Raw genomic sequence first — 23,213 nt, 5'->3', positions numbered from 1 at the left:
GACCTTTAACGAGTTAGGTCTACGGTTCCGGTGAACAAGAGCCGCGTCCCGACGACGATGTCGGGGAAGGGAGCCGCACGATGCGTGGCATGAAGAGGAGTTCGCTCGGCCCAGGGGAGACAGGGGAGACACTGTCCAGGCGGTCGCTGCTGACGGCCTCGGCCGTCGGTGCCGCCGGTGTTCTGCTGCCGGACCTCGTGAGACCGGCGGTGGCGGCGGCCCGCGTGGCGACGGCCGCGTGCACGGGCAGCTACCGCGCCGAGTACCACTTCACGGTCCCCGACCAGTGGATGAACGACCCGCAGCGCCCGGTCTGGATCGACGGCGAGTACCACTACTACTACCTCTACAACCCCCACTACTCGACGGGCGGCACGACGGCCGGCACCGCCTGGCGCCTGGCCACCAGCACCGACCTCGTCTCCTTCACCGACCGGGGCATCGCCGTGCCGAAGGACACGACTCCCAACGGCGATGTCTGGTCCGGCTCGGCGGTGGTCGACACGGACGACACAGCGGGCTTCGGCGCGGGCGCGGTGATCGTCATCGCCACCATGGCTCCCGACGAGGTCACCCAGGCCCAGTACCTGTACTACTCGACGGACGACGGCCGCACCTTCACGAACCACGGCACCGCCCCGGTCCTCGCCAACCCCGGCGTACGGGACTTCCGCGACCCCAAGGTGATCCGCGACGAGGAGCGCGGGCGGTGGGTGATGGCGCTCGCCGAGAACGACAAAGTGGGCTTCCACCACTCCACCGACCTCAAGGCGTGGACGTACGTCGGTGGCTTCATCAAGGGCGGCATCGGCGTCCTGGAGTGCCCCGACCTGTTCCGGATCAGGGCGGACGACGGGACCTGGAAGTGGGTGCTGGGCGTCAGCGCGAACGGCAAGGGCTCCGGGCTGCCGAGCACGTTCGCGTACTGGACGGGTTCCTTCGACGGTACGGCCTTCACCGCCGACGCGTCCGATCCCCATTGGCTGGACCACGGCTGGGACTGGTACGCGGCGGTCACCTTCGACAAGCGTGACGCGAGCGGGGCCCTGGACCCTGACGCGCGGTATGCGATCGGCTGGATGAACCACTGGGACTACGCGAACACCACGCCCACGATGGAGTGCGACGGCTTCAACGGCACCGACTCGATCGTCCGCGAGGTGCGGCTGAAGCAGGCGTCGTCGGGTACGTACTACCTGGCGTCCCAGCCGGTGGCGGCCCTGGACGACCATGTGTCGCGCACGGTGGACCTCGGCGACATCACGGTCAGCGGCACGCGACTGCTCGACTACACGGGTACCGCGTACGAGCTGACCTGTGACATCACCTGGGACCAACTGGCCGGCGCAGGGCTCCAGTTGCGGCGTTCGTCGGACGGCGGGCGGCACATCGACGCGGGAGTCTACGGCGACTACGCCTTCGTGAACCGCGGTTACACCGTGAGCCCCGACACCTCCGGCCGCTGGCAGGAGAGCCGCACGCCGTTCGACCTGTCCGCCGGCACGGTCGACCTGCGGATCCTCGTCGACCGTACGTCCGTCGAGATGTTCGTCGGCGACGGCCGGTACGTGCACTCGACCGAGGCCTTCCCCGACCCGTCCGACACCGCGCTGGCGCTGTTCACGATCGGCGGGCAGGCGGTGTTCCGGAACGTGGTGATCCGGGAGTTCACGGTCTGATCCGACGGGGAGGTGGCCGGGTCGACCCGGCCGGCACGGGCCGGGTCGAGAGCTGACCGTGTGACTGCTTGCGAGGGGCCATGGAATCCCCGGGCCCCTCGAGCGCGGTGGCAGGCCGCGGGGGCAGTCGGCGTCTGGCGGCCCCGTCAGTGGGCGAACAGCGGCGACACGGCGGCCTCCGAACTGCTGTTCCAATACGTCACGCGGGCCTTGTCGTCCACGCGCACGCCGCCCTTCGGCAGCTCCAGGAGTGCACCCTCGCCCGTGTTGGTGTCGGGGCTCTGACCGTGCGGGGCGAGCGCCAAGTTCTTCACGAGGGTGCTCACGTCGTCGTTGCTCTGGCGCAGGAGCAGACCCGCGTACGCCTCCTTGCCGGGTGCGAGAGTCACCTCCGTCTGCGGCTTGGAGTTCTCGAAGACCGCCACGAGACGGCCGTCGCCGTCCTCCAGGCGGAGGACCGGATAGGTCCGCAGCTTGCACGGCTCGGTGCTGGTGTTGGTGACGGTCAGCAGGAGCTTCGAGTCGTCCTTCGTGGGTGGCACGGCCCACTCCACCTTGACGTCGGTGTAGTCGTCGGGGCAGTTGCCGTCGATGCCCGTGGGGTCGGCCGCGGCCTCGCCCGGACGGCCCGGCGTGGAAGTCTCGCCAGAGGACGGCGCGGAGGTCGAGGGGACAACCGGCGTGGACGCGGAGACGGAAGGGGAAGTGAAGGACTTCGGCGGCGAGGTGGCGTCGGCCTTGTCGTCGCTCGCCTGGCAGGCCGTGGCGGTCAGGAGTGCGGCGGCGGTGAGGCCAAGGGCGCCAAGCGTCCGGGTGTGGGTGGTCCTGCGGAAAATGCGCATCATGAGCCCCCGTGGCTGCTGACGTACTGGGATCGGTCTTGACAGGATGCTGACCCTGGCTTCGGATTCACGCCTTCCACAAGGACTGTTACGGCTCTCGCACACGAGGGTGATGGTTCCGTCGTGCGGGAGCGCCCGGAAAGCTGCGACATCAGGCTCGTCCAAGGGCGTGGCGGCTCCGGATCAGCCCGGCCGCCAGGCCCTCCGCCTCGGAGGCGGTCGCCATGCGAAGCTCCTCACGGACGAATGGCCGGGCTCGTTGCATTCCGCTCGCGGGTCACGTCGGCCGCGCCGACGCCGGGGTGGGCCCGTCCTTCCCGGGGGAGGACGGGCATGGTGCGCTCAGCCCCCGGCGCGCGGGGTCAGCTGCAGGTGCGGTAGTCGTAGCCGGCGAGTCGCGCGTTGCCGTCGCCGTCGTAGAAGTTGTACCGGCCACTGCTGTCGCGGGTGATGTTGACCGTGTACCTGGAGCCGTCGAAGTGGTCGACGGCCCCGTTGCCGTCCTGGTCCTCCAGCCCCTTGCCCGCCGCTCTGAAGGTGTCGTCGCCGGCCACCCCGGTCCCGTCACCGCTGCCGCCGAAGGCGCTCTGCCAGTCCGCCGTCGCGGCCTTGGTGTTTGATCCGAAGACACCGTCGATGTCCGCGGAATCGAACGCGGTGCCGTCCGATTCGATGGCGCCGTCCGCCCAGAGGATCGTGAGCTCATGGGTGTCCCCTGTCTGTGGGTGTGGATGACGTGGGCGTGCCGGTCGCGGCGGGATTCCGCCGGGCAGCACGCCGTCGTTGCCGACGCAGTAGGTATGGCAGGCAGTCGGACGAGCCATGGCGCGGCGAAGGCGCGGGACCTGAAGGGGGATGACTGCCCGCTCGTCGAGACCGTCGTGTGTCGCGCTGTTCCTGTCCTGGACCAAGGTGCGCCGCCGAACGTCGGTGAATCTTGGACAAACGTTGAATGGGCTGGTCGAAGGTGCTATGCCAGGGTGGGAACTTGAGACTCGGGGGCGTGCTGTGACGGTTGAGTTCGCTTTGCTCGGCAATGTCGAGGCGCGGGTGGACGGCCGAATCGTCGATCTGGGTCACGCCCGGCAGCGGTGTGTCCTCGCGGTGCTGCTGGTGGACGCCAACCAGGTGGTTTCGGTGGACCAGCTTGTCGAGCGCGTCTGGGCCGACCGTCATCCGCAGCGGGTCCGGAACACGCTCTACGGCTACCTCTCCCGTCTGCGGCAGGCTTTGGCCATCGCCGAGGGGGCGGGTATCGTCCGGCGATCCGGTGGTTATGTCCTCGACGTCGAGGCGACCGCAGTGGATCTGCATCGTTTCCGTGACGTTGCCGCACGGGCCCGGGCGGCCGTGCGGAACAAGCAGGACGAGCAAGCGGCAACCCTGTTCGGGCAGGCACTCGGCCTCTGGCGAGGAAACGCTTTCGCGGGTCTGGACACCCCTTGGATCAACGCCCTCCGCGACGCGGTCGACCAGGAACGGATCGCGGCCGAACTGGAGCACACCGACGTTCGGCTCCGTACCGGTCACCACAGCGGACTGTTGGCCGAATTGTCCGCCCGGGTGGAGATACACCCACTGGACGAACGGATGGCCGGTCAGTTCATCCTCGCCCTGTACCGCTGCGGGCGCCCGGCCGATGCCCTCAACCACTACCAGCAGATCCGGCTGCTGTTGGCCGAAGAACTCGGCTGTGACCCCAGCCTCCCGCTTCGCCAACTGCACCAGCAGATCCTCACCGCCGATCCCGCACTGGACGTCCCAGCCGCCGGGCGTGCTCCGAGATCCGCACCCGCTCTCGTACCGCGCCCGTTACCCGTACCTCCGCCGGATGGCACTCCACGGGACGGTGCCGACCTGGCCGGCCCGCCGACACCGCGGCGTCCCCGGACGGGGGGCCACCTGGTCGGGCGGGCAGCGGAGTTGACGGTGCGATCGAGGATGCCCTGGCCGGTGCGCCAGGGGTGGTCGAGGTGGTCGGGGAGCCGGGTATCGGAAAGACACGGCTGCTCGGCGAGCTGGGCGAGCGCGCGAGACAGCGCGGTTTCGTGTCCCTGGCCGGCCGTAGCGTGGAGTTCGACCGGGCTCCGTACGGTGCGTTCGTGGACGCCCTGGACGACCACCTCGGCAGTGCGGACTTCCTCCGGCTCGGTCACGACGGGGCACCGCCCGGCGCGTTCGCCCTGCTGAGTACGGTCTTCCCCGCGCTCTGTGACCGGTTCCCGGCCGGGCCGGATCCGGTGACGGTCGAACGGTACTGGCTCCACCGGGCGGTGCGAACGCTGCTGGAGACGCTGAGTGCCGACGGCGGGCTCGTGCTCAGCCTGGACGATCTGCAGTGGACGGATGACGGCACAGCCGAGCTGATCGACCATCTGGTACGGCATCCGCCGAGGACACCGCTGCTGCTCGCCGTCGCCTACCGTCCCCGGCAGGCCTCGCCGCGGCTGACCGCGGCGCTGGCGCGGGCGGGAACGGAGGGAAGAGTGGCCAGGGTCGAGCTGGGGCCGCTGTCCCCGGCCGAGGGAGCGGAACTGTGCGGGGCCAGGCCGGACCACCGGCGTTTCCGACGGCTGTACGAGGCCAGCGGCGGCAATCCGTTCTACCTGGAGGCGCTGGCCCGAAGCGCCGGGAACGAAAGCCCGCCGGTGGTTCCGGCCGACGGGGCACCTGTCGCCGACGATCTGCCGCGATCGGTGCGTGCCGCACTGCTGGAGGAGCTGGGAGGTCTGTCGGCCACCGCGAGGGCCTGTACACAGGCGGCCGCGGTACTCGGCGACTCTTTCGAAGCCGACATGGTGGCATTCGTGGCCCGGACCGGTGAGGCACAGGCCCTTGCCGCCCTGGACGAGATCGCGGAGCGGGACCTCGTACGCCAGGTCGGCTCCACGCGCCAGTTCCGGTTCCGCCACCCGCTGGTGCGGGCAGCGGTGTACCAGGGGGCGGGCGCCGGCTGGCGGATCGAGGCACACACCCGGGCCGCGCACGGCCTGGCGCTGCACGGCGCACCGCTGACCGCCCAGGCGTCGCACGTTCAGCGTTCGGCGCGCGTGGGAGACGAGCAGTCCGTCGACGTACTTGTGCGGGCCGCCCGTCAGGTGATGACGATCGCACCGGCCACCGCCGCGCACTGGACACAGGAAGCCCTGCGGTTGCTCGGCGAGCGGAGTCGGCTGCGGCCCGAACTGTGGCTCCAGCAGGCCGATGCGCTGGGCATGGCCGGACGACTGCTGGAAAGCCGCGACGTCCTGCGCACGGCCGCCACCCTCCTGCCCGCGGGGGACCGGGGCCGACGTGCCCGGGTCACCGCCCTACGAGCCACCATGGAGTGGGCACTCGGCCGGTACGAAGAGGCCACGGCTCTGCTGCTGCGGGAGTTGGCGGACCACGAGGGCCAACCGCAGCCTGAGACCGCCACTTTGGAGTGGGGCGTCGCAGTGGTGGCGCTTCGCAGGAACGACTTCTCCACGGCGATCGAATGGGGCGAACGCGCGTTGCGTTCGGCGGAACGTGTCGGCGACCCGACGCAGACCACCGCGGTCCGCGCTCTCCTGGCCCTGGCACACACCTTCGCGGGCGACGCCAGGGCGGCCGACCACCTCGACCCCGTGGTGGAAGTGCTCGACGACACCGACGACCAGGAACTGGCCGGGCAGATGGACACGCTCGTCATGACGGGCTGGACGGAGATGCTGCACGGACGCTACGACCCCGCACTGCGCCATCTCCACCGAGGCCTGGAAGTGTCCCGCCGCACCGGCCAGAGCCTCGTGCTCGCCGATCTCTTCGCCGCCTCCGCCTACGCCTACATGTGGCTCGGACGCCTGGACGAGGCGGCGGCCTACGCCGACGACGCACTGGAGGCGGCGTCACTCGTCGGCAGCGGCGAGCCGCGCTCGTTGGCCGAGGTGGTGAACGCGGCGGTCCTGATGTGGCGGGGTGACTTCGTCGGAGCACTGAAGATCTGTGAGGAGTCACTGTCTTCGGCCGGCCCCGCACCGGGCGCGCACCGGTCGGCGATGGTCGGGATGCTCGGCCAGACGCTGCTGCTCAACGGCGACCCGGAGGGCTGTGTCAGCAAGATCCTCGAAGCGGGCGGCGGCCCGCACCTGCTCGGCTTCGAAGCCCCGGTCCGCGCGATGTGGTTCCGCCTGCTGGCTGTCGCGGAGCTGGCCCTGGGTGACGTGACAGCTGCCGAGAGGTGGGCCGACCGAGCAGCCGCTGCCGCTGGGCCCGGCCTGCCGCCCGGCTGTCGCGGCTTCGCGTTGCAGGCTCGCGCCGAGGTACAACTCGCCCGGCAGAACCCGGCGGCGGGTCCCACCGCGTGCCGGGCCGCTGACGAGTTCCGCGCGGCCCGGATGCCCCTCAACGAGGCCGTGGCCCGGCTGACCGCCGGTACCGCACTGTCCGCCTCCGGCCGCCAGGCCGAAGCACTCGTCGAGGTGGCACAGGCGAAAGCCCTGTCGGATAGCTGTGGGACCCTTGCCCTGTCCGAATTGGCTGATCACGAACACCACCGAATCGCCGTCCCGACCCCGCCTCCGACAGCTGGTACGACACCCGGCACATGAGGTTCCCCAACAGCACGAGCGAGTTTCTCAGGGGCGCCGCAGGGCGTAGGTGTTCCAGAGTTCGCCGGCGAAGAAGCGGCCGAAGCGAGTGAGTGCCGCGGTGCCGTGCGGGCCTGTTGTGCGGAACGTGGTGAGCAGGCGGGCGAGATCGGTGGCGCCGAGATCCGCCGTCCCCGTGCCCAGTGTCTCGGCGTCGGTCCCGCCCGGTTCGTGGACGTGTCCGTTCAGGACGCGGAAGGCCAGCCTGGTCGTGTCGGTCCACAGGCGGGCCGGGGCGCCGGGCACCAGGTCCTTGCGGCCGGCGAAGGTGCGTGGGCGACCGTCGGCGTCGGTGAAGTGGAGCCGGTAGCGCATCGTGCCGAGGCCGTCCGCGAACAGGCGGACGCTGCCGTGCAGGACGGGGCGGCGCCCTCCGAAGGAGGGGCTGTCGATCCAGCCGTCCGCGCGCGCCTCATGGTCCGGTTCGTCCAGGAAGGCGTCCACGTCGTCGGCCGTGACAGTGAGCCGGAACGCGAACGGTTCGGCCCGGGACCCGTCCGCACCGGGTGCGTAGCGTCCGCGCAGTTCCTCCGTGAACTGGAGCGAGGTGCGACGGGGATACGTGCGGTGCGCGACCGCCTTTGGAGTGGCAGGCCGGCGCTCCTCCAGCAGGCGGGTGCACATTCGGTCGGCCAGGGCCGCGATGGTGAGGGCAGGGTTGGGGCCCACCGGGCCGGGCATCGCCGCCCCGTCCGCGACGTACAGGCCCGGGTGGCCGAAGACCTCGCCGTACGGATCGCAGACCCCGGTGCCGGGGTGCCGGCCGATGGGGGCGCCGCCCAGCGGGTGCACCGTGAGGACGCGGTCCCGGTGCCAGAGCGGATGGTCGGCGTATCCGCCGCCGAGCGCGCCGGCGATCTGCCGCATGAGTGTGCGCGTCCGCTCGAACTGGGCCGCGCTGCCGCCCTGTACCGTCCAGGTGCTGTCCAACCGGCCGCCACGCATGCGCAGTTCGCCGTCCGGCACATCTCGGCCCATCGCGAGCAGCGGCAGGGACGTACCGGTGAACGCGCCGTCGCCGAGAAGCTCGGCGAACGCGCCCGAGAGGCTGGGGTCCGGGGCGCGGGAGATCCGGTCGCGCAGCCTCCCGGCCAGGAAGCGGGCCGCCCGGGAGACTCCCTGCGGTGCGTGGGCGCCTTCGACGAGCCACTCCACGAAACCCGGGTATCCCGCGTCCTGGATGTACCCTCCGCGCCCCGCGCCCGGTACGCCGTCCAGTTCGTCGGGCAGCCGGATGGAGCTGGTGATGACCGGACCGCGGCTGGGACGCATCGGCCGGGGCTCGTCGCCCCGCCTGGCCCGGAGCACGAACGCGAGGTGGTCGCCGTTCGTCGAGAACCGGCTGCCGATCGCCGGGCTCAGACCGGGCAGGTTCCGGCGGGAACGCAGCAGCAGCGAGACCGTGTTGTAGGTGCCGGCGGCGAGGACCAGACGGTCGCAGCTGATGGTGTGGAGTGTTCGGGAGGTACGGGGCGATCCGTAGGGGAGGGGTGATCCGGACACGCCTCCTCCGTCCCCGCGGCCGTCCGGATCACCCCTTTCCCCTCCCCCTTCGCCATTCGGTCCGTGTGTTCCGTGTCTGACGTAGTCCACCGCGTATCGGCCTCGTGCGAGTGCCCGCACCGCGCGCACCTCGTGCCCGGTGCGCAGTTCGGCACCGTGCCGCCGTGCCGCCGACAGATAGGTGTGGTCGAGGCTGTTCTTGGCACCGTCGTTGCAGCCGAGGTTGCACTCACCGCACAGGCGGCAGGTACGGCGACCGACACCGTGCAGGTTGCCCTGGCCGGTGTCGGCCATCGGCAGTCCGGGCTCGGGGTCGGCGCCCGGCCGTGGGGCGAAACTGATCGCGAGCGGCGGCCGTTCCGCCGTCAGGCCCAGCCGTTCGGCCGCTTCACGCATCGCGTGCGCCCGGGGTGTGTCCGTGTAGCCGGGGCGGTCGAGCGGGTACGGGACCGGGCGGAGCATCCGCTCGACCTCGTCGTAGTGCGGGTCGAGTTCGGCTCGGCCGACGGGCCAGGCCTCGTAGCCGCCGCCGGGCAGCGGCTGTTCGTCGACGAACCAGCGTTCGTCCTTGCGCAGCAGCACGCTCGCGTAGATGAGCGATCCGCCGCCCAGTCCGCTGGCGACGACGGAGTCGAAGGCGCGGAAACTCCACACGTCGAACAGGCCTTGCAGGCCTGCCCGCGGGTCCCAGAACGCACGGCCGAGTTCGGCCGGGGAACGGGCGAAGCCGCCGGGCGGGTAGGCGCGTCCGCGTTCCAGCAGGACCACCCGCTGTCCGGCCGCGGCCAGCCGGTACGCGGCCACGGAGCCGCCGAACCCCGAGCCGACGACGACGGTGCCGACGTGTTCGGACGGGGTGTCCGCAGGCAACTCCCGCATCTCACACAGCCCTTCGGTGGAGGAAATCGAGGAGGTGCGGGAACACGTCCCGGTGCGCGTCCCGGCCGATGATCGTGTCCACGTAGCCGTAGCCGGGGGCGACGAACAGTTCGTAGCGGTCGGGGTCGGCGGTCTCGCGCGACATCTCCTCGTGCTCCTGGACGACGGAGTCCCCGAAGACGCGGTTGTGCTCGCCGGTCAGGAACAGCACCGGTGGGCCGCCCTTGGCCGCCGCCGCGAGGTAGTCGTCCGGGAGGTGCGTGTGACGCGGCTCGGTGTCGTCGTACTTCACGGCACGACCCGCCCGTACGATCCTGCCGATGTGCCGGTGGTAGCCCAGCCCGACAGGGCCGAGCAGGTCCGCGACGCGGTCGTGGGTGACGGGGTCGAGCCTGTCGTGGCTGTAGAGCGCGGGCCAGCCGGTGCCCCACATGAAACTCACCATGTGGCAGGCCGGGTTGTCGCACTCCGGGTGTGCCAGCGACACCAGGCGGGCGAACAACCCCGTCCGGCTGAACCAGGCCGCGTCGCCGCCCCGGGGGTCGAGCTGGGACAGCCCGAGCGCGCCCTCGACGAGTGCGGGGCCGTACGCCAGCTTCCAGCGCGACCAGGCCGGTACGCGCATCAGCAGGCCGACCGCGCTGGTGACGACGCTGGTGACGTCCCGTACGGCACCGGCGTACAGGCTCATGAGGAAGGTCATCGACCCGAGACAGTGCGCCACGACGTGCACCCGCCGTTCGCCGACATGCCGGCGCAGTTCGGTGAGCGCGGCCGGGTAGTCGTACAGGGCGATGTCGTCGAGGGTGTGCGCGTGCGGTTCCGTGTTGTACGGGAAGCGGTTGCTCATTCGCATGTCGAGCGTCCATACGTCCGTGAAACCGTCGTCGAGGAGGCAGGTCGCCAGATTCCGGTGCTCGGGCATGATGAACAGGTCGCTGGACGCGGTCAGTCCGTGTACGAGGAGTACGACGTCGTCGCACTCCGCCCGGCGGAAACGGGTCAGTTGGAGGCCGAGTCCGTCGTCCGTGGTGACGGGGTGGACGGTGACCTGGGCGTCGGGAACGCCGGTTGTGGTGTGACGGGGGACGGCGGCTTTCTGGATCGGCATGATTGTCCCCCTCAGTCGGTCGGCCGCCCCACGACGGTGTCGGCGGCCAGGCAGACGCCATCGTGGCGCTCCGGGCTTCGGTGTACCTGCGGAAAACCTGAAATCGGCAGGTCACGGCGCCGATGCGACGACGCCGGGTCACTCTCGAAGCGACGGCGGAGGAGATCGCGGCGGCCGGGCGGCGATGGCACGTACGTACATGGAGTACGTACTCCTACCGACGTGTTCCTGACATGTGTGCCGTTTTCTTGCGTTCATGACGACATCGAGTGTGAAAGCACAAATGCCTAGGAGCGTCAGGCTGGCGTTGGTGGGGGTATGGATCCAGGGCGTGCTGAACCTGGTGGTGGGATTCCTGTCTCTGGCCCTGATGAACGACGCGGCGGACCACGGTCAGGACGAAGGATCCGGGATGCTCCGGTTCCTGGCGGTGCTGACGCTGGTGATCGCCGGGGCGCTTCTGTTGTGCGGCGTGTTCGCGGACAAGCGGTCGAACGGGATACGTGTCACGGTCATCGTCATCGAGTCGCTGGTTCTGCTGAGCGGTGTGGTGGGCCTGTTCCAGAGCGGCGTCTCGGTTCTCCCGGGCATCGTCCTGGCCCTCGTCGTGCTGCGGGGCTTCAGCTCCGCGGAAGCCAGGAACTGGTTCGACCGATGAGGTACGTACCGAGGCGCATACCCGGGCGGAACGGGTCCGTCGGGCCCGTCGTCGCGGCCCTCGCCGTGGTCGTCCTGTTCACCGGGGGTTGTTCGAGCGCCCACGGCACCTCCCTTTCCGGGGAACCGTCCGAGAGCGCGACGGGGCTGTCCGAGTCGCCGAGCCCTTCGCCCACCCCCTCTCTCACTCCTCCGTATCCGACCGGGGCGTCCGGTTGCTACGACAACAAGGGGTGGACGGCCGAGGAGTCCGCGGACTGGGTCGGGCGCTTCGTCGACACGCCCAAGGAGAACTACGGGAGCGACGAGGTGGAGGTTGTCAGCCTGCCGGGGTACAACGGACCGCTCTGCCGGAAGATCACCGTGCAGGTCGAGTTCTGGAAGCTGGTGTACGGAGTCGCGAACGGCGCCGACGGCGAACGCCTCTCGGACGGGACGCGACCCGACTACTACTTCGACATCCGCCGGGGGAAACGCGTCGAACTCCAGGTGGACGCGGGCGTCGAGCGGAAGATCACCCTGCCCACGTCCCTCTACGCGACGGACCGCAGCCCCTGCGAGGGAGCCCTCCTCTCGATCACCGTGGGCAAGCCGCTGACGAGCAAGGAACTGCCCAAGGAAGTCCCGGTCGGCGGCGAGGACGACGCCTGGGGTCGCGCCACGGTGGACTTCCGGTCGAAGCGGGTCGCCGACTACGAACTGTCCGAGCCCTCGGCACCGCAGGTGTGCAGCCCGGACGGCAAGCCCACCGCCGACCCGGCCGATGTACCCGTACCGGGCTCCCTGCCGACGGACTACTACCCGACTGACCTCTACCCGACAGACCTCTATCCGACGCCCGACTACAGCTTCGACCTCGACGACATCCTCAGCTCTCCCACGCCCTGAGCCCCTTCCACGGGATCCAGGCGTGCACCGACCTCTTCACCACATCAACGGGCCCTGCCGCGAGCCCAGTTCGACAGGACTGCCCGACTTTACCTTGGGGGAATCACATGCGTACACACACTGCGACCACCGTCCTTGCCGGCGCCGCCGTACTCTCGGCGCTCGTTCTTCCGGGCGCCGCCCAGGGAGCGTCGCACGCTGGGGCGGCGACGGATCTCAGAGCCTTCGCCTCGGGGAGCGTCCAGCCGAAGGACGCGCTGGGCGCCACCACCTTCAAGGACGGGGTCGTCAACAAGGGCAAGGACATCGTTCTCGGCGTAAAGGGCAAGAAGGCCGTTCCCGTCACGTTCACCGCCTTCGACGAGGAGGGCCTGGCCCTCACCCAGGCGTTCCTGTGGCAGGGCACCGACAGTTCGAGCACGGACACCATCACCGGCGCCCTGGGGACGGACGACGATCCCGTCTGCACGGAGACGACGGTCGAGGGCGGCTACAGCTACAGCTGCAAGGCGGTCTTCACCATCGACCCCGCGGTCGACTTCAAGGACGGCAACGGCACCGCGGGGCCCTGGAAGCTCTTCCTGGGCTCCTTCGATCTCTACCTGAACATCAGTATCGACGACGACGTCGCCAGGAGCAGCATCAAGCGTGCCGCCGCGCTGACCGCCAACGCTTCCCCGGAGCCGGTGAAGAGGGGCAGGACCATCACGGTCACCGGCAAGCTGACCCGCGCCGACTGGAGCACGGGCAAGACCACGGGATACGCGACCCAGCCGGTGAAGCTGCAGTTCCGCAAGAAGGGCGGCAGCACCTTCACCACCCTCAAGACGGTCAAGACCAGCCGCACCGGCACCTTGAGCACCACCACCAAGGCCGGCTCCGACGGCTTCTACCGCTTCGTCTTCGCCGGCACCACCACGACCGGCCCCGCGACGGCGCCCGCCGACTTCGTCGACGTCAGGTAGGCGGCTTCCCGGCCGAGACGGCGGTGGCCGGTTCGCGGAGGCTCACCGATCACCGCCGACGGCTCCCGGACCGGGCTCAGTCCTGCTCCGCGCGGGCGTCCCCGAAACGGCTCCCGGTGCGGCGGCGGGCCATCAGCGTGGCCAGGGCGGTACGTGAGGAGACCCCGGTCTTGCGGAAGGCGCGGGAGACATGGGTCTCGACGGTACGCCGGCTGACGTAGAGCCGGTCCGCGATGGCCTGGCTGGTGAGCCCCTGCGCCACCAGTTCGGCTATCTCCAGCTCCCGGGCGGTCAGGGTGGCCAGCAGCTGGGTGAGTTCGGCGCGGTCCGGGGAACCGTACGGAGCCTCGGAGCCGCCACCGGGCGGACGGGTGGCGTCGGCGAGGCCGACCAGCATTCCGCTGCCGCCCGCCTCGGCGAGCCGGCGCCCCCTGAGCCAGGCGCGCGTGCCGTCCCGGCCGTGGCCCGCCGCCGCTTCCAGCGGGGCGCCGAGCAACAGGGAGTGGGCCTCCCAGAAGACCGCGCCGCAGCGGGCGCTCTCCGCCGCGGCCTCCGCGAACAGGTCCGCCGCCGCTGCCGTGTCCCCCTGCGCCAGCGGCAGATGGGCGGCGCTGCGCAGCGCGGACGACCGCTGCATCGGCAGACCCAGTTGTTCCGCCTCCTTGCGCGCCCGCTCGGCCCAGCCACGGGCCTCCTCGGGCCTGCCCGTCACCAGTGCGGACGTGACCAGGATCTCCAGGTAGAGAGGCCGCAGCGAGGGCTGGATCCGCTGCAGTTCGGGGCCGCCCGCATGGAGCATCGCGTCCCGGGCCCGGACCGGGTCGCCGGCCATGAGCGCGGCCCAACCGAAGATGCACCAGGCGGTGGAGGCCCACCAGTCGACCCCGGTACCGGCCGCGGCCACCGCCTCCTCGGCGACGGCGAGAGGGCGCGGATCGCCCGGCGGGCAGGCGGTGACGAGTGCCGCGGCCTTGCTCGCCAGTACGAACGCGAGCAACTGGTCGCTGCCGATCCCGCGGGCGATGTCCTCGGCCTGGTCGGCGAGTTCCAGCGCCGAGGAGATCCGGCAGGTCTGGACCCGGACATGGGACAGGCACAGCAGCAGATGGGGCACGACATAGAGCTGGCCGCTGCGGCGGGCGATGTCGAGGCCGCGCTCCGCATGCCGCTCCGCGTCCGGGTAGTGCTCCAGGAAGGCCTCCGCCCAGCCGAGCCGGGCCAGTGGTTCGCACAGCGCGGTGAGGTCGTTGTCGGGCAGGGAGTCGACCAGGGCGGCGGCCTGCCGGGCGAATCCGTGCGCGGCGGTCATGTTGCCCTCGTACGCCTCTCCCAGGGCGGCGACAGCGAGGACGCCCGCCTCCCCGACCTCGTCCCCCATGGACCGGGCCGCCGTGAGCGCCACCTCGACCTCGGTGCGTACCTGGGCGTACGAGGTGTCGCTGTCCTGGGGCGCGGCCGAACCCAGCTCCAGGCCGAGCCGGACGACGTCGGCCGGGGCGGGGTCGCGAGCCAGCTCGCGGCGCAACAGCGCGACTGCCTCCGTGCAGCGCCCCAGATGACGCTCCACCAGCGCGCACAGGACGACCGCGCGCACTCTGAGGCGGTCTTGGTGCTCGCCGAAGCCCTTGTTCTCGCCGGTGGCCGGGCCACCGGGTGACCGCCGCGGGGTGGCGATCAGCTCCTGGAGCAGGTCGCGGCTCTCGCGCAGGCCACCGCACGCGGCCAGGGCGCGGGCCCGCCTCAGGACCAACTCGCGCCGCCGGGCGGTGTGTTCGGGAGTGTGCGGAAGGTGACGGAGCGCCACATCGAGCCAGTGGGCGCAACTCGCCGGGGCCGTTCGGGCGGTTCGGGCGGCGGCCTCGTCGAGTACGGCCACCGCTGCCGGGTCCCAGGCGGTCAGCGACTGTGCCACATGGTGGGCCCGCACGGCGGCGGAGGCACCTGCGCGGGCCAGTTCCTGCGCGGCGAGCCGGTGCATCTCGACGCGCCTCAAGAAGGGTGTGCTTTCGTGCACAAGGGTTCGCACGACCGGATGCCGCAGGGTCAGCAGGCCCTGCGGGGCGGAGCGCAACAGGTCGCGTCGGGTGAGAGCGTGGACGTCGGCGGTGAACGCGGTGCCGGAGCGGCCGGTCACCCGGCTCACCATCGCCGGGGTGGCGTGCTCGCCCAGTACGGCCACGGCGTCCACGATGCCGCGCCGGGAGGGGGCGAGCACGGTCAGTTCGTCCAGCAGCAGGGTGCCGAGTCCGGGCGGCGCCGATGACTCGGGCGACGTACTTCCGCGATGGGCCTGGAGGAGGGTCAGGAAGTAGAACGGGTTGCCCTCGCTCGCGGCGTACAGCTCGGCGGTCTCGGCGGGCGGCAGGCCGGGGCCGGCCAGTTCGGCGCAGTCGCGTGCGCTCAGCGGTCTCAGACCGAGTCTGACGACCGTGCCGGTGTCGAGTTCCCGGGTGAGCCTGGCGGCGAGGGACTCGGGACTCTGGCGGTCACGGCGTGTCACGGCCAGGACGACGGGGGCGTGCACGGGATGGCGTACGAGATGGTCCAGTAACTCCAGTGACGCCGGGTCCGCCCAGTGCAGGTCGTCGAGGGCCAGCAGCAGCCCGGACGGGGCGGCGAGCCGGGCGAGCAGGACGGCCGTGGACCGGTGCAGTTCGAAACGGTCGACCGCGCCGCTCCGCTGGAGAAGGGGCGTCACCGCGTCGGTCTCCTGGAAGCCGTCCAGAGCGTGCGGGTCGAGGTGGGCGAGCGCGTCGGTGAACACCTGGAACGGCACCTGCCGCTCGTACTCCGTGGCTCTGCCGCGCAGTACCGTCATACCGCGTCGGCGCGCCCGCGCGCAGACCTCGCCGAGCAGCCGGCTCTTGCCGATGCCGGCCTCACCGGTGATGTCGACGAGCCGGGAACGGCCGCTGTCACGGAGCTCCTCGCCCCGTGCCGTGCCGCGCGCGTCGTCTGCCGCACGGTCGAGCAGCGCGTCGAACCGGGCCAGTTCGACGGAGCGGCCCAGCAACGGAGCCCCGTTCCCGCTGTCCCCAACTACCCTGTCCGCTCCCATAGTTGCCCCCCGCGTCTTTACATTCCCCTCACATATCATTCTCTCCTGTTGATCGTCGTAACCGCTGCGTCGGTGAACCGGGACGGACGGTTCTCACAGGGCGAGCCGCCGGTCCGGTCGGAGACGGGTGGCTTTCTCCGCCTGGAGCCCGAGTCATCGCCCACCCAGCCGGGCCGCATCTGTCCACCTCCGCGCTGCGACCACACCTTCGCCGAGCTCGCAGCCAGATTCCGCGTGGGCCTGCCCCCCCAGCCGTACCGCCGCGCGAAGTCAAAAACCAGGCTGCGGAGGAACGTCTGATCGCACGAGGCGGACTTGCGCGGCTGCTACGCGGTCGGGCAGGTAGGCGAATCCGTTGCCGTTGTCGAGGAGCAACCCCTCATCGATGCCGTCCACGGACCAGAGATCAACCGGCCCACCGGTGTTGTTGATCTGAAGGAAGAACTCCGCTGTCTCCTCGCCCCGGCAGACGAAGATCCCCTCCACCTCAGGGCGGCGACTGCCGGCGATTCCCCGCGCGGCGCCCATCCGGGTCCAGTCGAGGCCATGCTGTGCGATCGACCGCCGATTGAGCACGGACGAAACGTGGAAGAAGTCGGACCTATCAAACACGCCAGGAGTATAGGAGGCAGTGAGGCTTCCTCCGCAGGTCGAGGCGGTCAGCCCAGCACGGGTCTTCGTGAGCCGAGTGCGCTGGAGCACTGTCCGCTTCGCGAGAACGCCGGTAATGAAGCGCCCTCCACGCCGGAACCGGGGTGCGGGCCGAGGGGAGTTACTCGGACTCTTCCCGCGGAACGGCGCGGCCGTTGATCGCGTCGGCGATGGCGTAGGCGGTGTGGACGAAGGACTCCGCCTGCTGCACCGACAGGTTCAGCGCGGAGGTCTCCTCCAGGGCCCGCCACATTGCTGCCAGGGGCTCGCGCATGGCATGGCCCTTGTCGGTCAGGTGGATGACCATGACGCGCCGGTCGTGTCCGGCCGGCTCGCGGATGAGCAGGCCGGCGTCCTGCATGCGGCGTAGGGACTTGGAGACGGTGGAGTGGTCAAGGCCGACGCTTTCGAGCAGCTCGGACTGGGTCTGGCCGTCCCGGTCAAGGAGGTGCATCAGGAGCAGTTCCTGTCCAGGATGCAGATCCATCTCGCGGAGTATGGCGGCGGCGCGGGCGCGGTGAGCGCGGGCGAGCTGGAAGATCGCGTAGCTCATCGGCCCCTCGCTGGCCGTCGTGGGGATGCGGGGTGTGGGAGCGGCCATGATGCGGTTCCTCAGACGGAGTGGGTGGGGTAGTCGGTGTAGCCGGCCACTCCGCCGCCGTAGAAGGTCGCCGGGTCGGGGGTGTTCAGCGGCGCGTCAGAGCGTAGCCGCTCCACCAGGTCGGGGTTGGCCAGCGCGAGGGCGCCGACGGAGACGAGGTCGGCCGTGCCGTGGTCGATGTCCTTCGCGCGGGTGGGCAGGTCGGTGCCGGCCCGGTTGAGGATCAGTTTGGTCGGCCACAGCGCGCGCAGGGTGCCCAGCAGCGCGTCGTCGCCGGCGTGGAGGACGTGTAGGTAGGCGAGGCCGAGCGGGCTGAGGGCACGCATGAGCGCCGGATACAGCTCGGCGGTGTCGGACTCGGCGATGTCGTTGTAGGGGTTGCCGGGGGAGACCCGCAGCCCGGTGCGGTCGGCGCCGATCTCGTCGGCCACGGCAGCGGCCACCTCGACGGCGAAGCGGATGCGGTTGTCGAGGGAACCGCCGTAGCGGTCGGTGCGCTGGTTGGTGTTGTCGGACAGGAACTGGTGCACCAGGTAGCCGTTGGCGGCGTGGATCTCCACGCCGTCGGCGCCTGCCGACACGGCAGCCGCTGCGGCGCGGCGGAAGTCGTCGACGGTCGCCGCGACCTCGTGCGTCGACAGAGCACGGGGCGTGGGCATCTCCTGGGGCCCGGACGCGGTGAACATCGCGCCCTGCGGCCGGATCGCCGAAGGGGCGACCGGCCGGCGCCCGTGGGGGGTGTTGTCGGGGTGGGCGATGCGTCCGGTGTGCATCAGCTGGATGACGATGCGGCCGTCGGCGGCGTGCACGGCGTCGGTGACCTTGCGCCACCCTGCGATCTGCTCGTCATTGTGGATTCCGGGGGTGAGGAGGTATCCCTGCCCGTCGGCGGAGGGCTGGGTTCCCTCGGTGATGATGAGCGCGTGCGAGGCCCGCTGGGCGTAGTACTCGGCGTTCAGCTCGGTCGGTACGCCTTCAGGCGTGGAGCGGTCACGGGTCATGGGGGCCATGACCAGGCGGTGCGGGAGGGAGATGTCACCGACGGTGGTCGGTGTCCACAGGGAGTGCAGCATGAATGGTCCTTCGGTGCGGTGATGAACAGGTGGTGATCGGGAAGGCGGGAGGGCGTGGCGCGAGGAGTGGCCGGCGTGATCAGCCGACGGTGAGGACGAGCTTGCCCCGGACATGCCCGGCGTCGCTGACCTGCTGGGCCGTGGCGGCCTGGTCGAGCGGGTAGGCGGTGACGGTGGTGACGACCTTGCCGGACGCGGCGTCCTGGGCCAGTGCGGCCAGGTCGGCGGCGGAGCGTTCCCTGGGAGCGCTTGAGAAGGTGATGCCGAGCTGGTACGCGCTGAAGTCGGCGATGGTGACGATGCGGTCGGTGCCGCCGCGCAGGGTGATGGAGTCCTCAAGGGCTCCCTTCCCGGCCAGGTCGAACACCGCGTCCACGCCGTCGGGGGCGAGCGCCCGGACCCGCTCGACCAGGCCCTCGCCGTAGAGGGTCGCGGTGGCGCCGAGCGCGGTGAGGTACTCCTGGTTGGCGGGGCCGGCGGTGCCGATGACGCGCGCTCCGCGGGCCGTGGCGAGCTGGACCGCCAGGGTTCCGACCGCTCCGGCCGCGCCGTGCATCAGTACGGTCTCCCCGGCGGCGACGCCGAGCAGGTCGAGGACCCGCTCGGCCGTCGCGCCCGCTGTCGGCAGCGCGGCGGCGTGCTGCCAGTCGAGGCCGGCGGGCTTGGGGGCCACGGTGGTGGCCAGCGCGTACTCGGCGTACGAGCCGGTGTCCGACCAGCCCAGCACCTCGTCACCCACCCGCACATTCCGCACGCCCTCACCCAGGGCGTCCACCACGCCCGCGAGCTCGCCACCGGGGACGGCGGGCAGCGGCGTGGGGAACACGGCCTCCATTGCCCCGGAGCGGATCTTGCCGTCCAGCGCGTTCAGCCCGGCTGCCTTGACGCGGACGCGGATCTGCCCGGGGCCGGGCTGCGGGATCTCGATGTCCGCCTCGCGCAGCACTTCCGTGCCACCGAAACGGTCGAACAGGATGGCTTTCATGACGACTCCTCTCGTGTCGCCACCCACTTAGGTGGCTAGACACATAAATAACCTAACAGCAAACATGTGGCTAGCCAAGTATTTGCTTTCCGGGAGCTTCCGGGCGGAGGGCTCCGGCGTGATCGAGCGGCCCGGTGTGGTGCGCGCCGCCTGGCAGGCCCGCCCGCGCCGGGGTCGGCCTCGTTCCCGTGCTGTGTGCGGGGTGAGGTGGCTGGGGCGGCCGAATCTGTATCGCATGGAACAATAATCCCTGGAAGTTGATTCCATGGAATCTAAATGGTTTGCTGGGTGGGCGGCTGATCGAGGGCCTTGGTCGCCCGCCTCCGGCAGGCGGGCCCCGTGGGCCGTTCCGGCGGAGCGCGGCAAGCACCCTCCGGATCAAGCGCGCCCTGGAGAGTTACGTCTGTCCCGACATGGGACTGCCAAGGAGTGAGTGTCATGACCGTTCCCGCCTTCAACTCGGTCGCCTGGTTCGAGTTCGGCACCGACCAGCCGGAGAAGGCCAAGGAGTTCTACGGCGAGCTCTTCGACTGGAACTTCGTCCTCAACACCGACACCCCGGGCGTCACCTACCACTCGGTGATGCCGCCCGGTGCCCAGCAGCCTGCGGGTGGCGTGTGGGAGTCGGAGGGCAGGTTCCCCAACTACGCGATCTTCTACGTCCTCGTCCGGGACGTCACCGCGACCGTCGGGCGCGCCGGCGAACTGGGCGCCGAGGTGCTCATGGAGCCGGTCTCGGACTCCGCGGGCTTCACCTTCGCCCGGCTGCGGGACACGGCCGGCAACCACTTCGGCGTCTTCTCCGCACCCGCCCCCTGACCGGCCGCGTGGGCCCGCCACGCGACCTCGGCGGCGCCCGCATGGCCTGCGCCTTCGAAGGCGCTCTGCTCGCCCTCGACAGCGCCCAGGGTGCCGAGGCCGCACAGATACTCGGCGCCCGCCGGGTCGTCCCCGCCCACTTCGACAGCTGGGCCCACTCCAGGTAAGGCCGAAACGAGATCGAGGCCGCTTTCACCGAAGCCGGCCTTGCCCTCGACGACCGCCTCGACTTCGCCCGACAGCCACCCACCCCCCACACAAGAACCCAGGAGCAAACGACATGACCAGCGCGAACATCGACATCGCCCGCACCTACTTCCAGGCCGTCCAGACCGGAGACATGGCCGCTCTCGGTGAACTCCTCGACGCCGACATCGTCTGGCACCAGCCCGGCGCCAACCAGTTCTCCGGCGAACACAAGGGCCAGGGCGCCGTCTTCCAGATGCTCGGCAGCATGATGGAGACCAGCCAGGGCTCCTTCGCCATCGACAAGATCCACAGCCTCATGGGCAACGGAGACCTGGTCACCGCCACCATCCACTTCACCGGCCGCCGCGGTGACGCGTCGTTGGGCATGGACGGCGTCGACCTCCTGCGGATCGAGAACGGCAAGATCGCCGAGATGTGGCTCTTCTCGGCCGACCCGGCCGCCGAAGACACCTTCTGGGGCTAGAGCCCGCGGTGTCCGGGGCCGACTCGGCCCCGGACACCCACGAGCCGATCCGTACGTACACGAAAGGCACCCGCATGCGGAAGATGACCGAGCAGCAGTGGCGGGCGTTCGTCACGCACGGCACCCGCACCGGCAAGCTGTCCACCGCCCGCGCCGACGGCAGCCCGCACGTCACACCGGTCTGGTTCCTCCTCGACGGCGACGACATCGTGCTCACCACCGAGAAGAACGGGGTCAAGGGCCGCAACCTCGCCCGCGACGGACGGTTCGCCCTCTGCGTCGACGAGGACCGGCCCCCGTACGCGTTCGTACTCCTCCAGGGCCGCGCGACGATCTCCGAGGACCCGGACGGCATGCTGCGCTGGGGCGGCCTCCTGGGCGCCCGGTACATGGGCGAAGGCCGCACCGAGGAGTACGCCGCACGCAACGGCGGCCCCGGCAACCTCCTCGTCCGGTGCCACATCGGCAAAGTCATCGCCTTCGCCGGTATCGCCGACTGAATCGCGGGGCCGATGGGCCGGGGCCGGGCTTTGTGTTCGTCCGGCCCCGGCCCATCAGCCCACGGGCATTGCCGAGCCGTCTCGGCTCACGATGCCGGTCGGCCGGGCTGCTTCGGCGCCCGCATGGTCGGCACCGGCGTCTGCGAGGCCGCCTTCCGCTCCGCGTCCAGGGCGCGTCCGGCCGCCCGCAGCGTGCTGAGGGCCGCGGTCACCTCGCGTACGGACTGCTCGGGAATCACCGACCCGATACGCAGTTCCAACTCCTCCTCGAAGACCTTCAGCGCCCCGTCCACCAGCTTCCGCCCCTCGGGCGTCAGTTCGACGATCGAGGAACGGCGGTCGTTCGGATTGGCCCGCCGCTCACACAGGCCCGCCGCCTCAAGGCGATCGACCACCTTGCTCGTGCCACCCACCGTGATCGAGAACTTCTCCGCGATGTCCTGGATCCGCCGCCCGGGCTGCTGCAGTAGCAGGTGCAGCACCTCGAACGAGGTCAACGGCAGGTCGTACTCCGCCCTCAAACGCCCCTCGATGCCGTCCCACAGCTCGATCTCCAGCGAGACCAGCTCCCGGTACAGCAGCTTCAGGTCGGCGTCAGCCATCACTCATCTTCCGAAGAATTATCTTCCATGGACAGTTAACTGTAGGTTACTGCCGTTCCGGTCCTGCGGACTCGAGTTGCCACCCGTCCGGCCCGACCTGGTTGCGGAGTCGTTCCCTGCCGACGAGCAGTCGTCCAGGGTCGATACTCGTCATCCCGGAACCCGTACCAGGCTTGGCGGCCCCTACGGACGAGGCGCTCGACGCGGCGGCCCAGGGTGCGTTCACGGGCAGCACGCACGCGGCCGGGGATCGGCGCGGCGGGCGGCGAAGGGGTCGGAGGGGTCGTCCGTGTCCTGAAAGAACGCGTGGCCGGCCGCTGCAGACCGAAGGCTGCGGCAGCCGGCCACGGGCGGCCTGGCGGACCTCGTCAGGATGGGTGTTACTCGCCCACGACGCCCGAGGATGCGATGACGATCTTCGCGCGGGTGGTACCGGACTGGGAGCCCAGGGACTCGATCTTCGTGACCAGGTCCTGGCCCTCGACGACCTCGCCGAAGACGACGTGCTTGTTGTCGAGCCACGGAGTGAGAATGGTGGTGATGAAGAACTGCGAGCCGTTGGTGTTCCGGCCGGCGTTCGCCATGGACAGCAGGAACGGCTTGTCGTGCTTGAGCTTGAAGTTCTCGTCGGCGAACTTCTCGCCGTAGATGCTCTTGCCGCCCGTGCCGTCGCCACGGGTGAAGTCGCCACCCTGGAGCATGAAGTCAGGGATGACGCGGTGGAAGCCGGAGCCCTCGTACCCGAAGCCGTGCTGGCCGGTGGCCAGCTCACGGAAGTTCTGCGTGGTTTTGGGAACGACGTCGTCGTACAGCTTGAAGACGATGCGGCCCGCAGAGTCGCCGTCGATGGTGATGTCGAAGAATACGTTGGTAGACACAAGGCCATCCTGCCACGCCCCGGGAGCGCCGCCGGAGGAGCCCACTCACGGGCCGCGCCGACGATCGCCGAGTAGGCGCAGGGGTCTTCCACTCGGATGTCGGTACGCGCGAAAATCTATGTCGACCGGAGTAGACATTCGGTGGTGGGTCTGGTTATGGTTTCTCTCGTAGCCCAGAGAGACAGCAGGGCCTGGCAGACACGAACTGCCGGGCAGCAGTAGTGAAGTTGCAGTGTGCA

19 protein-coding genes and 2 pseudogenes are annotated in these 23,213 nt (G+C 70.2%); 10 read left to right on the top strand and 11 right to left on the bottom strand.

All coding sequences use genetic code 11. From position 1 onward, the window contains the following. Nucleotides 1-80 precede the first annotated feature (80 nt). Nucleotides 81-1,679 carry a glycoside hydrolase family 32 protein gene (locus tag G3I56_RS00105; protein ID WP_239134614.1) on the top strand — a complete coding sequence of 533 codons (1,599 nt, stop codon included), beginning with the start codon at nt 81-83 and terminating at the stop codon, nt 1,677-1,679. A 146-nt stretch (nt 1,680-1,825) separates the two neighbouring features. Here the strand turns inward: G3I56_RS00105 and G3I56_RS00100 are convergent, their stop codons facing one another. Both G3I56_RS00100 and G3I56_RS00095 read right to left on the bottom strand, forming a co-directional pair. Beyond that, nucleotides 1,826-2,524 (bottom strand): DUF4232 domain-containing protein, encoded by a 699-nt coding sequence (locus G3I56_RS00100; RefSeq protein ID WP_164406293.1) that lies wholly within the window; start codon nt 2,522-2,524, stop codon nt 1,826-1,828. Nucleotides 2,525-2,883: 359 nt separating this feature from the next. Continuing rightward, nucleotides 2,884-3,345 carry a peptidoglycan-binding domain-containing protein gene (locus G3I56_RS00095; protein WP_164406291.1) on the bottom strand — a complete coding sequence of 154 codons (462 nt, stop codon included), beginning with the start codon at nt 3,343-3,345 and terminating at the stop codon, nt 2,884-2,886. A 31-nt stretch (nt 3,346-3,376) separates the two neighbouring features. Here G3I56_RS00095 and G3I56_RS00090 point away from each other — a divergent pair. Further along, nucleotides 3,377-4,246: pseudogene (locus G3I56_RS00090) on the top strand (AfsR/SARP family transcriptional regulator); the annotation flags it as partial. 239 nt (nt 4,247-4,485) lie between these two features. Then, nucleotides 4,486-7,092 (top strand): tetratricopeptide repeat protein, encoded by a 2,607-nt coding sequence (locus G3I56_RS00085; RefSeq protein ID WP_164406289.1) that lies wholly within the window; start codon nt 4,486-4,488, stop codon nt 7,090-7,092. A gap of 27 nt (nt 7,093-7,119) precedes the next feature. Here the strand turns inward: G3I56_RS00085 and G3I56_RS00080 are convergent, their stop codons facing one another. After that, on the bottom strand, nt 7,120-9,513 hold the full coding sequence (locus G3I56_RS00080) for a GMC family oxidoreductase (RefSeq protein ID WP_164406287.1): 2,394 nt from the start codon (nt 9,511-9,513) through the stop codon (nt 7,120-7,122). Between the two features lies 1 nt (nt 9,514). Next, nucleotides 9,515-10,624 carry an alpha/beta fold hydrolase gene (locus G3I56_RS00075; protein ID WP_164406285.1) on the bottom strand — a complete coding sequence of 370 codons (1,110 nt, stop codon included), beginning with the start codon at nt 10,622-10,624 and terminating at the stop codon, nt 9,515-9,517. Between the two features lie 310 nt (nt 10,625-10,934). Between G3I56_RS00075 and G3I56_RS00070 the strand changes: the two genes are divergently transcribed. From G3I56_RS00070 to G3I56_RS00060, 3 genes are all read left to right on the top strand, one after another. Beyond that, on the top strand, nt 10,935-11,282 hold the full coding sequence (locus tag G3I56_RS00070) for a hypothetical protein (RefSeq protein ID WP_343239815.1): 348 nt from the start codon (nt 10,935-10,937) through the stop codon (nt 11,280-11,282). Then, nucleotides 11,279-12,169 (top strand): hypothetical protein, encoded by an 891-nt coding sequence (locus G3I56_RS00065; protein ID WP_164406281.1) that lies wholly within the window; start codon nt 11,279-11,281, stop codon nt 12,167-12,169. The genes G3I56_RS00070 and G3I56_RS00065 overlap by 4 nt, the downstream gene beginning before the upstream one ends. Before the next feature lie 107 nt (nt 12,170-12,276). After that, the gene (locus tag G3I56_RS00060) at nt 12,277-13,134 is read left to right on the top strand and encodes a hypothetical protein (protein WP_164406280.1); all 858 of its coding nucleotides are present in this window, start codon (nt 12,277-12,279) and stop codon (nt 13,132-13,134) included. Between the two features lie 76 nt (nt 13,135-13,210). On the opposite strand, the gene G3I56_RS00055 is transcribed toward G3I56_RS00060, so the two are convergent. The 5 genes from G3I56_RS00055 to G3I56_RS00035 form a co-directional block, all read right to left on the bottom strand. Further along, complete coding sequence (locus G3I56_RS00055; RefSeq protein ID WP_164406279.1) at nt 13,211-16,147, bottom strand: LuxR family transcriptional regulator; 2,937 nt, start codon at nt 16,145-16,147, stop codon at nt 13,211-13,213. 315 nt (nt 16,148-16,462) lie between these two features. Then, on the bottom strand, nt 16,463-16,804 hold the full coding sequence (locus G3I56_RS00050) for a hypothetical protein (RefSeq protein WP_164406278.1): 342 nt from the start codon (nt 16,802-16,804) through the stop codon (nt 16,463-16,465). A gap of 160 nt (nt 16,805-16,964) precedes the next feature. Beyond that, nucleotides 16,965-17,444 carry a MarR family winged helix-turn-helix transcriptional regulator gene (locus G3I56_RS00045; RefSeq protein WP_164406277.1) on the bottom strand — a complete coding sequence of 160 codons (480 nt, stop codon included), beginning with the start codon at nt 17,442-17,444 and terminating at the stop codon, nt 16,965-16,967. A gap of 11 nt (nt 17,445-17,455) precedes the next feature. Next, nucleotides 17,456-18,517 carry an alkene reductase gene (locus G3I56_RS00040; RefSeq protein ID WP_164406276.1) on the bottom strand — a complete coding sequence of 354 codons (1,062 nt, stop codon included), beginning with the start codon at nt 18,515-18,517 and terminating at the stop codon, nt 17,456-17,458. A 79-nt stretch (nt 18,518-18,596) separates the two neighbouring features. Continuing rightward, a complete protein-coding gene (locus G3I56_RS00035) occupies nt 18,597-19,502 on the bottom strand; it encodes an NADP-dependent oxidoreductase (RefSeq protein WP_164406275.1) in 906 nt (301 codons plus the stop codon). 438 nt (nt 19,503-19,940) lie between these two features. Here G3I56_RS00035 and G3I56_RS00030 point away from each other — a divergent pair, with 438 nt between their 5' ends. The 4 genes and pseudogenes from G3I56_RS00030 to G3I56_RS00015 all read left to right on the top strand — a co-directional run bounded on the left by G3I56_RS00030 (nt 19,941) and on the right by G3I56_RS00015 (nt 21,494). Then, nucleotides 19,941-20,321 carry a VOC family protein gene (locus G3I56_RS00030; RefSeq protein WP_164406274.1) on the top strand — a complete coding sequence of 127 codons (381 nt, stop codon included), beginning with the start codon at nt 19,941-19,943 and terminating at the stop codon, nt 20,319-20,321. A 53-nt stretch (nt 20,322-20,374) separates the two neighbouring features. Beyond that, nucleotides 20,375-20,605, top strand: a pseudogene (locus tag G3I56_RS00025) (hypothetical protein); the annotation flags it as partial. Next, complete coding sequence (locus tag G3I56_RS00020; RefSeq protein WP_164406273.1) at nt 20,602-20,994, top strand: nuclear transport factor 2 family protein; 393 nt, start codon at nt 20,602-20,604, stop codon at nt 20,992-20,994. The pseudogene G3I56_RS00025 and the gene G3I56_RS00020, both read left to right, overlap by 4 nt. 74 nt (nt 20,995-21,068) lie before the next feature. Next, nucleotides 21,069-21,494 (top strand): PPOX class F420-dependent oxidoreductase, encoded by a 426-nt coding sequence (locus G3I56_RS00015; RefSeq protein WP_164406272.1) that lies wholly within the window; start codon nt 21,069-21,071, stop codon nt 21,492-21,494. Nucleotides 21,495-21,580: 86 nt separating this feature from the next. On the opposite strand, the gene G3I56_RS00010 is transcribed toward G3I56_RS00015, so the two are convergent. Together G3I56_RS00010 and G3I56_RS00005 are read right to left on the bottom strand one after the other, a co-directional pair. Next, a complete protein-coding gene (locus G3I56_RS00010) occupies nt 21,581-22,096 on the bottom strand; it encodes a MarR family transcriptional regulator (protein WP_164406271.1) in 516 nt (171 codons plus the stop codon). Nucleotides 22,097-22,476: 380 nt separating this feature from the next. Next, a complete protein-coding gene (locus G3I56_RS00005) occupies nt 22,477-22,974 on the bottom strand; it encodes a peptidylprolyl isomerase (protein WP_164406270.1) in 498 nt (165 codons plus the stop codon). Nucleotides 22,975-23,213 lie beyond the last annotated feature (239 nt).

The organism is Streptomyces sp. SID12488 (assembly GCF_010548275.1).
In the GTDB taxonomy this organism is placed as follows: Bacteria; Actinomycetota; Actinomycetes; order Streptomycetales; family Streptomycetaceae; genus Streptomyces.
The sequence above is the reverse complement of the archived record's forward strand: the minus strand, read 5'-3'. Positions and strand labels throughout refer to the sequence as shown.

What these genes read in the sequence shown, in the direction of transcription:
- G3I56_RS00105 (WP_239134614.1), top strand. Translation starts at nt 81, where the DNA reads ATGCGTGGCATGAAGAGGAGTTCGCTCGGCCCAGGGGAGACAGGGGAG.
- G3I56_RS00100 (WP_164406293.1), bottom strand. Translation starts at nt 2,524, where the DNA reads ATGATGCGCATTTTCCGCAGGACCACCCACACCCGGACGCTTGGCGCC.
- G3I56_RS00095 (WP_164406291.1), bottom strand. Translation starts at nt 3,345, where the DNA reads ATGGCTCGTCCGACTGCCTGCCATACCTACTGCGTCGGCAACGACGGC.
- G3I56_RS00080 (WP_164406287.1), bottom strand. Translation starts at nt 9,513, where the DNA reads ATGCGGGAGTTGCCTGCGGACACCCCGTCCGAACACGTCGGCACCGTC.
- G3I56_RS00075 (WP_164406285.1), bottom strand. Translation starts at nt 10,624, where the DNA reads ATGCCGATCCAGAAAGCCGCCGTCCCCCGTCACACCACAACCGGCGTT.
- G3I56_RS00065 (WP_164406281.1), top strand. Translation starts at nt 11,279, where the DNA reads ATGAGGTACGTACCGAGGCGCATACCCGGGCGGAACGGGTCCGTCGGG.
- G3I56_RS00060 (WP_164406280.1), top strand. Translation starts at nt 12,277, where the DNA reads ATGCGTACACACACTGCGACCACCGTCCTTGCCGGCGCCGCCGTACTC.
- G3I56_RS00045 (WP_164406277.1), bottom strand. Translation starts at nt 17,444, where the DNA reads ATGGCCGCTCCCACACCCCGCATCCCCACGACGGCCAGCGAGGGGCCG.
- G3I56_RS00040 (WP_164406276.1), bottom strand. Translation starts at nt 18,517, where the DNA reads ATGCTGCACTCCCTGTGGACACCGACCACCGTCGGTGACATCTCCCTC.
- G3I56_RS00035 (WP_164406275.1), bottom strand. Translation starts at nt 19,502, where the DNA reads ATGAAAGCCATCCTGTTCGACCGTTTCGGTGGCACGGAAGTGCTGCGC.
- G3I56_RS00030 (WP_164406274.1), top strand. Translation starts at nt 19,941, where the DNA reads ATGACCGTTCCCGCCTTCAACTCGGTCGCCTGGTTCGAGTTCGGCACC.
- G3I56_RS00020 (WP_164406273.1), top strand. Translation starts at nt 20,602, where the DNA reads ATGACCAGCGCGAACATCGACATCGCCCGCACCTACTTCCAGGCCGTC.
- G3I56_RS00015 (WP_164406272.1), top strand. Translation starts at nt 21,069, where the DNA reads ATGCGGAAGATGACCGAGCAGCAGTGGCGGGCGTTCGTCACGCACGGC.
- G3I56_RS00010 (WP_164406271.1), bottom strand. Translation starts at nt 22,096, where the DNA reads ATGGCTGACGCCGACCTGAAGCTGCTGTACCGGGAGCTGGTCTCGCTG.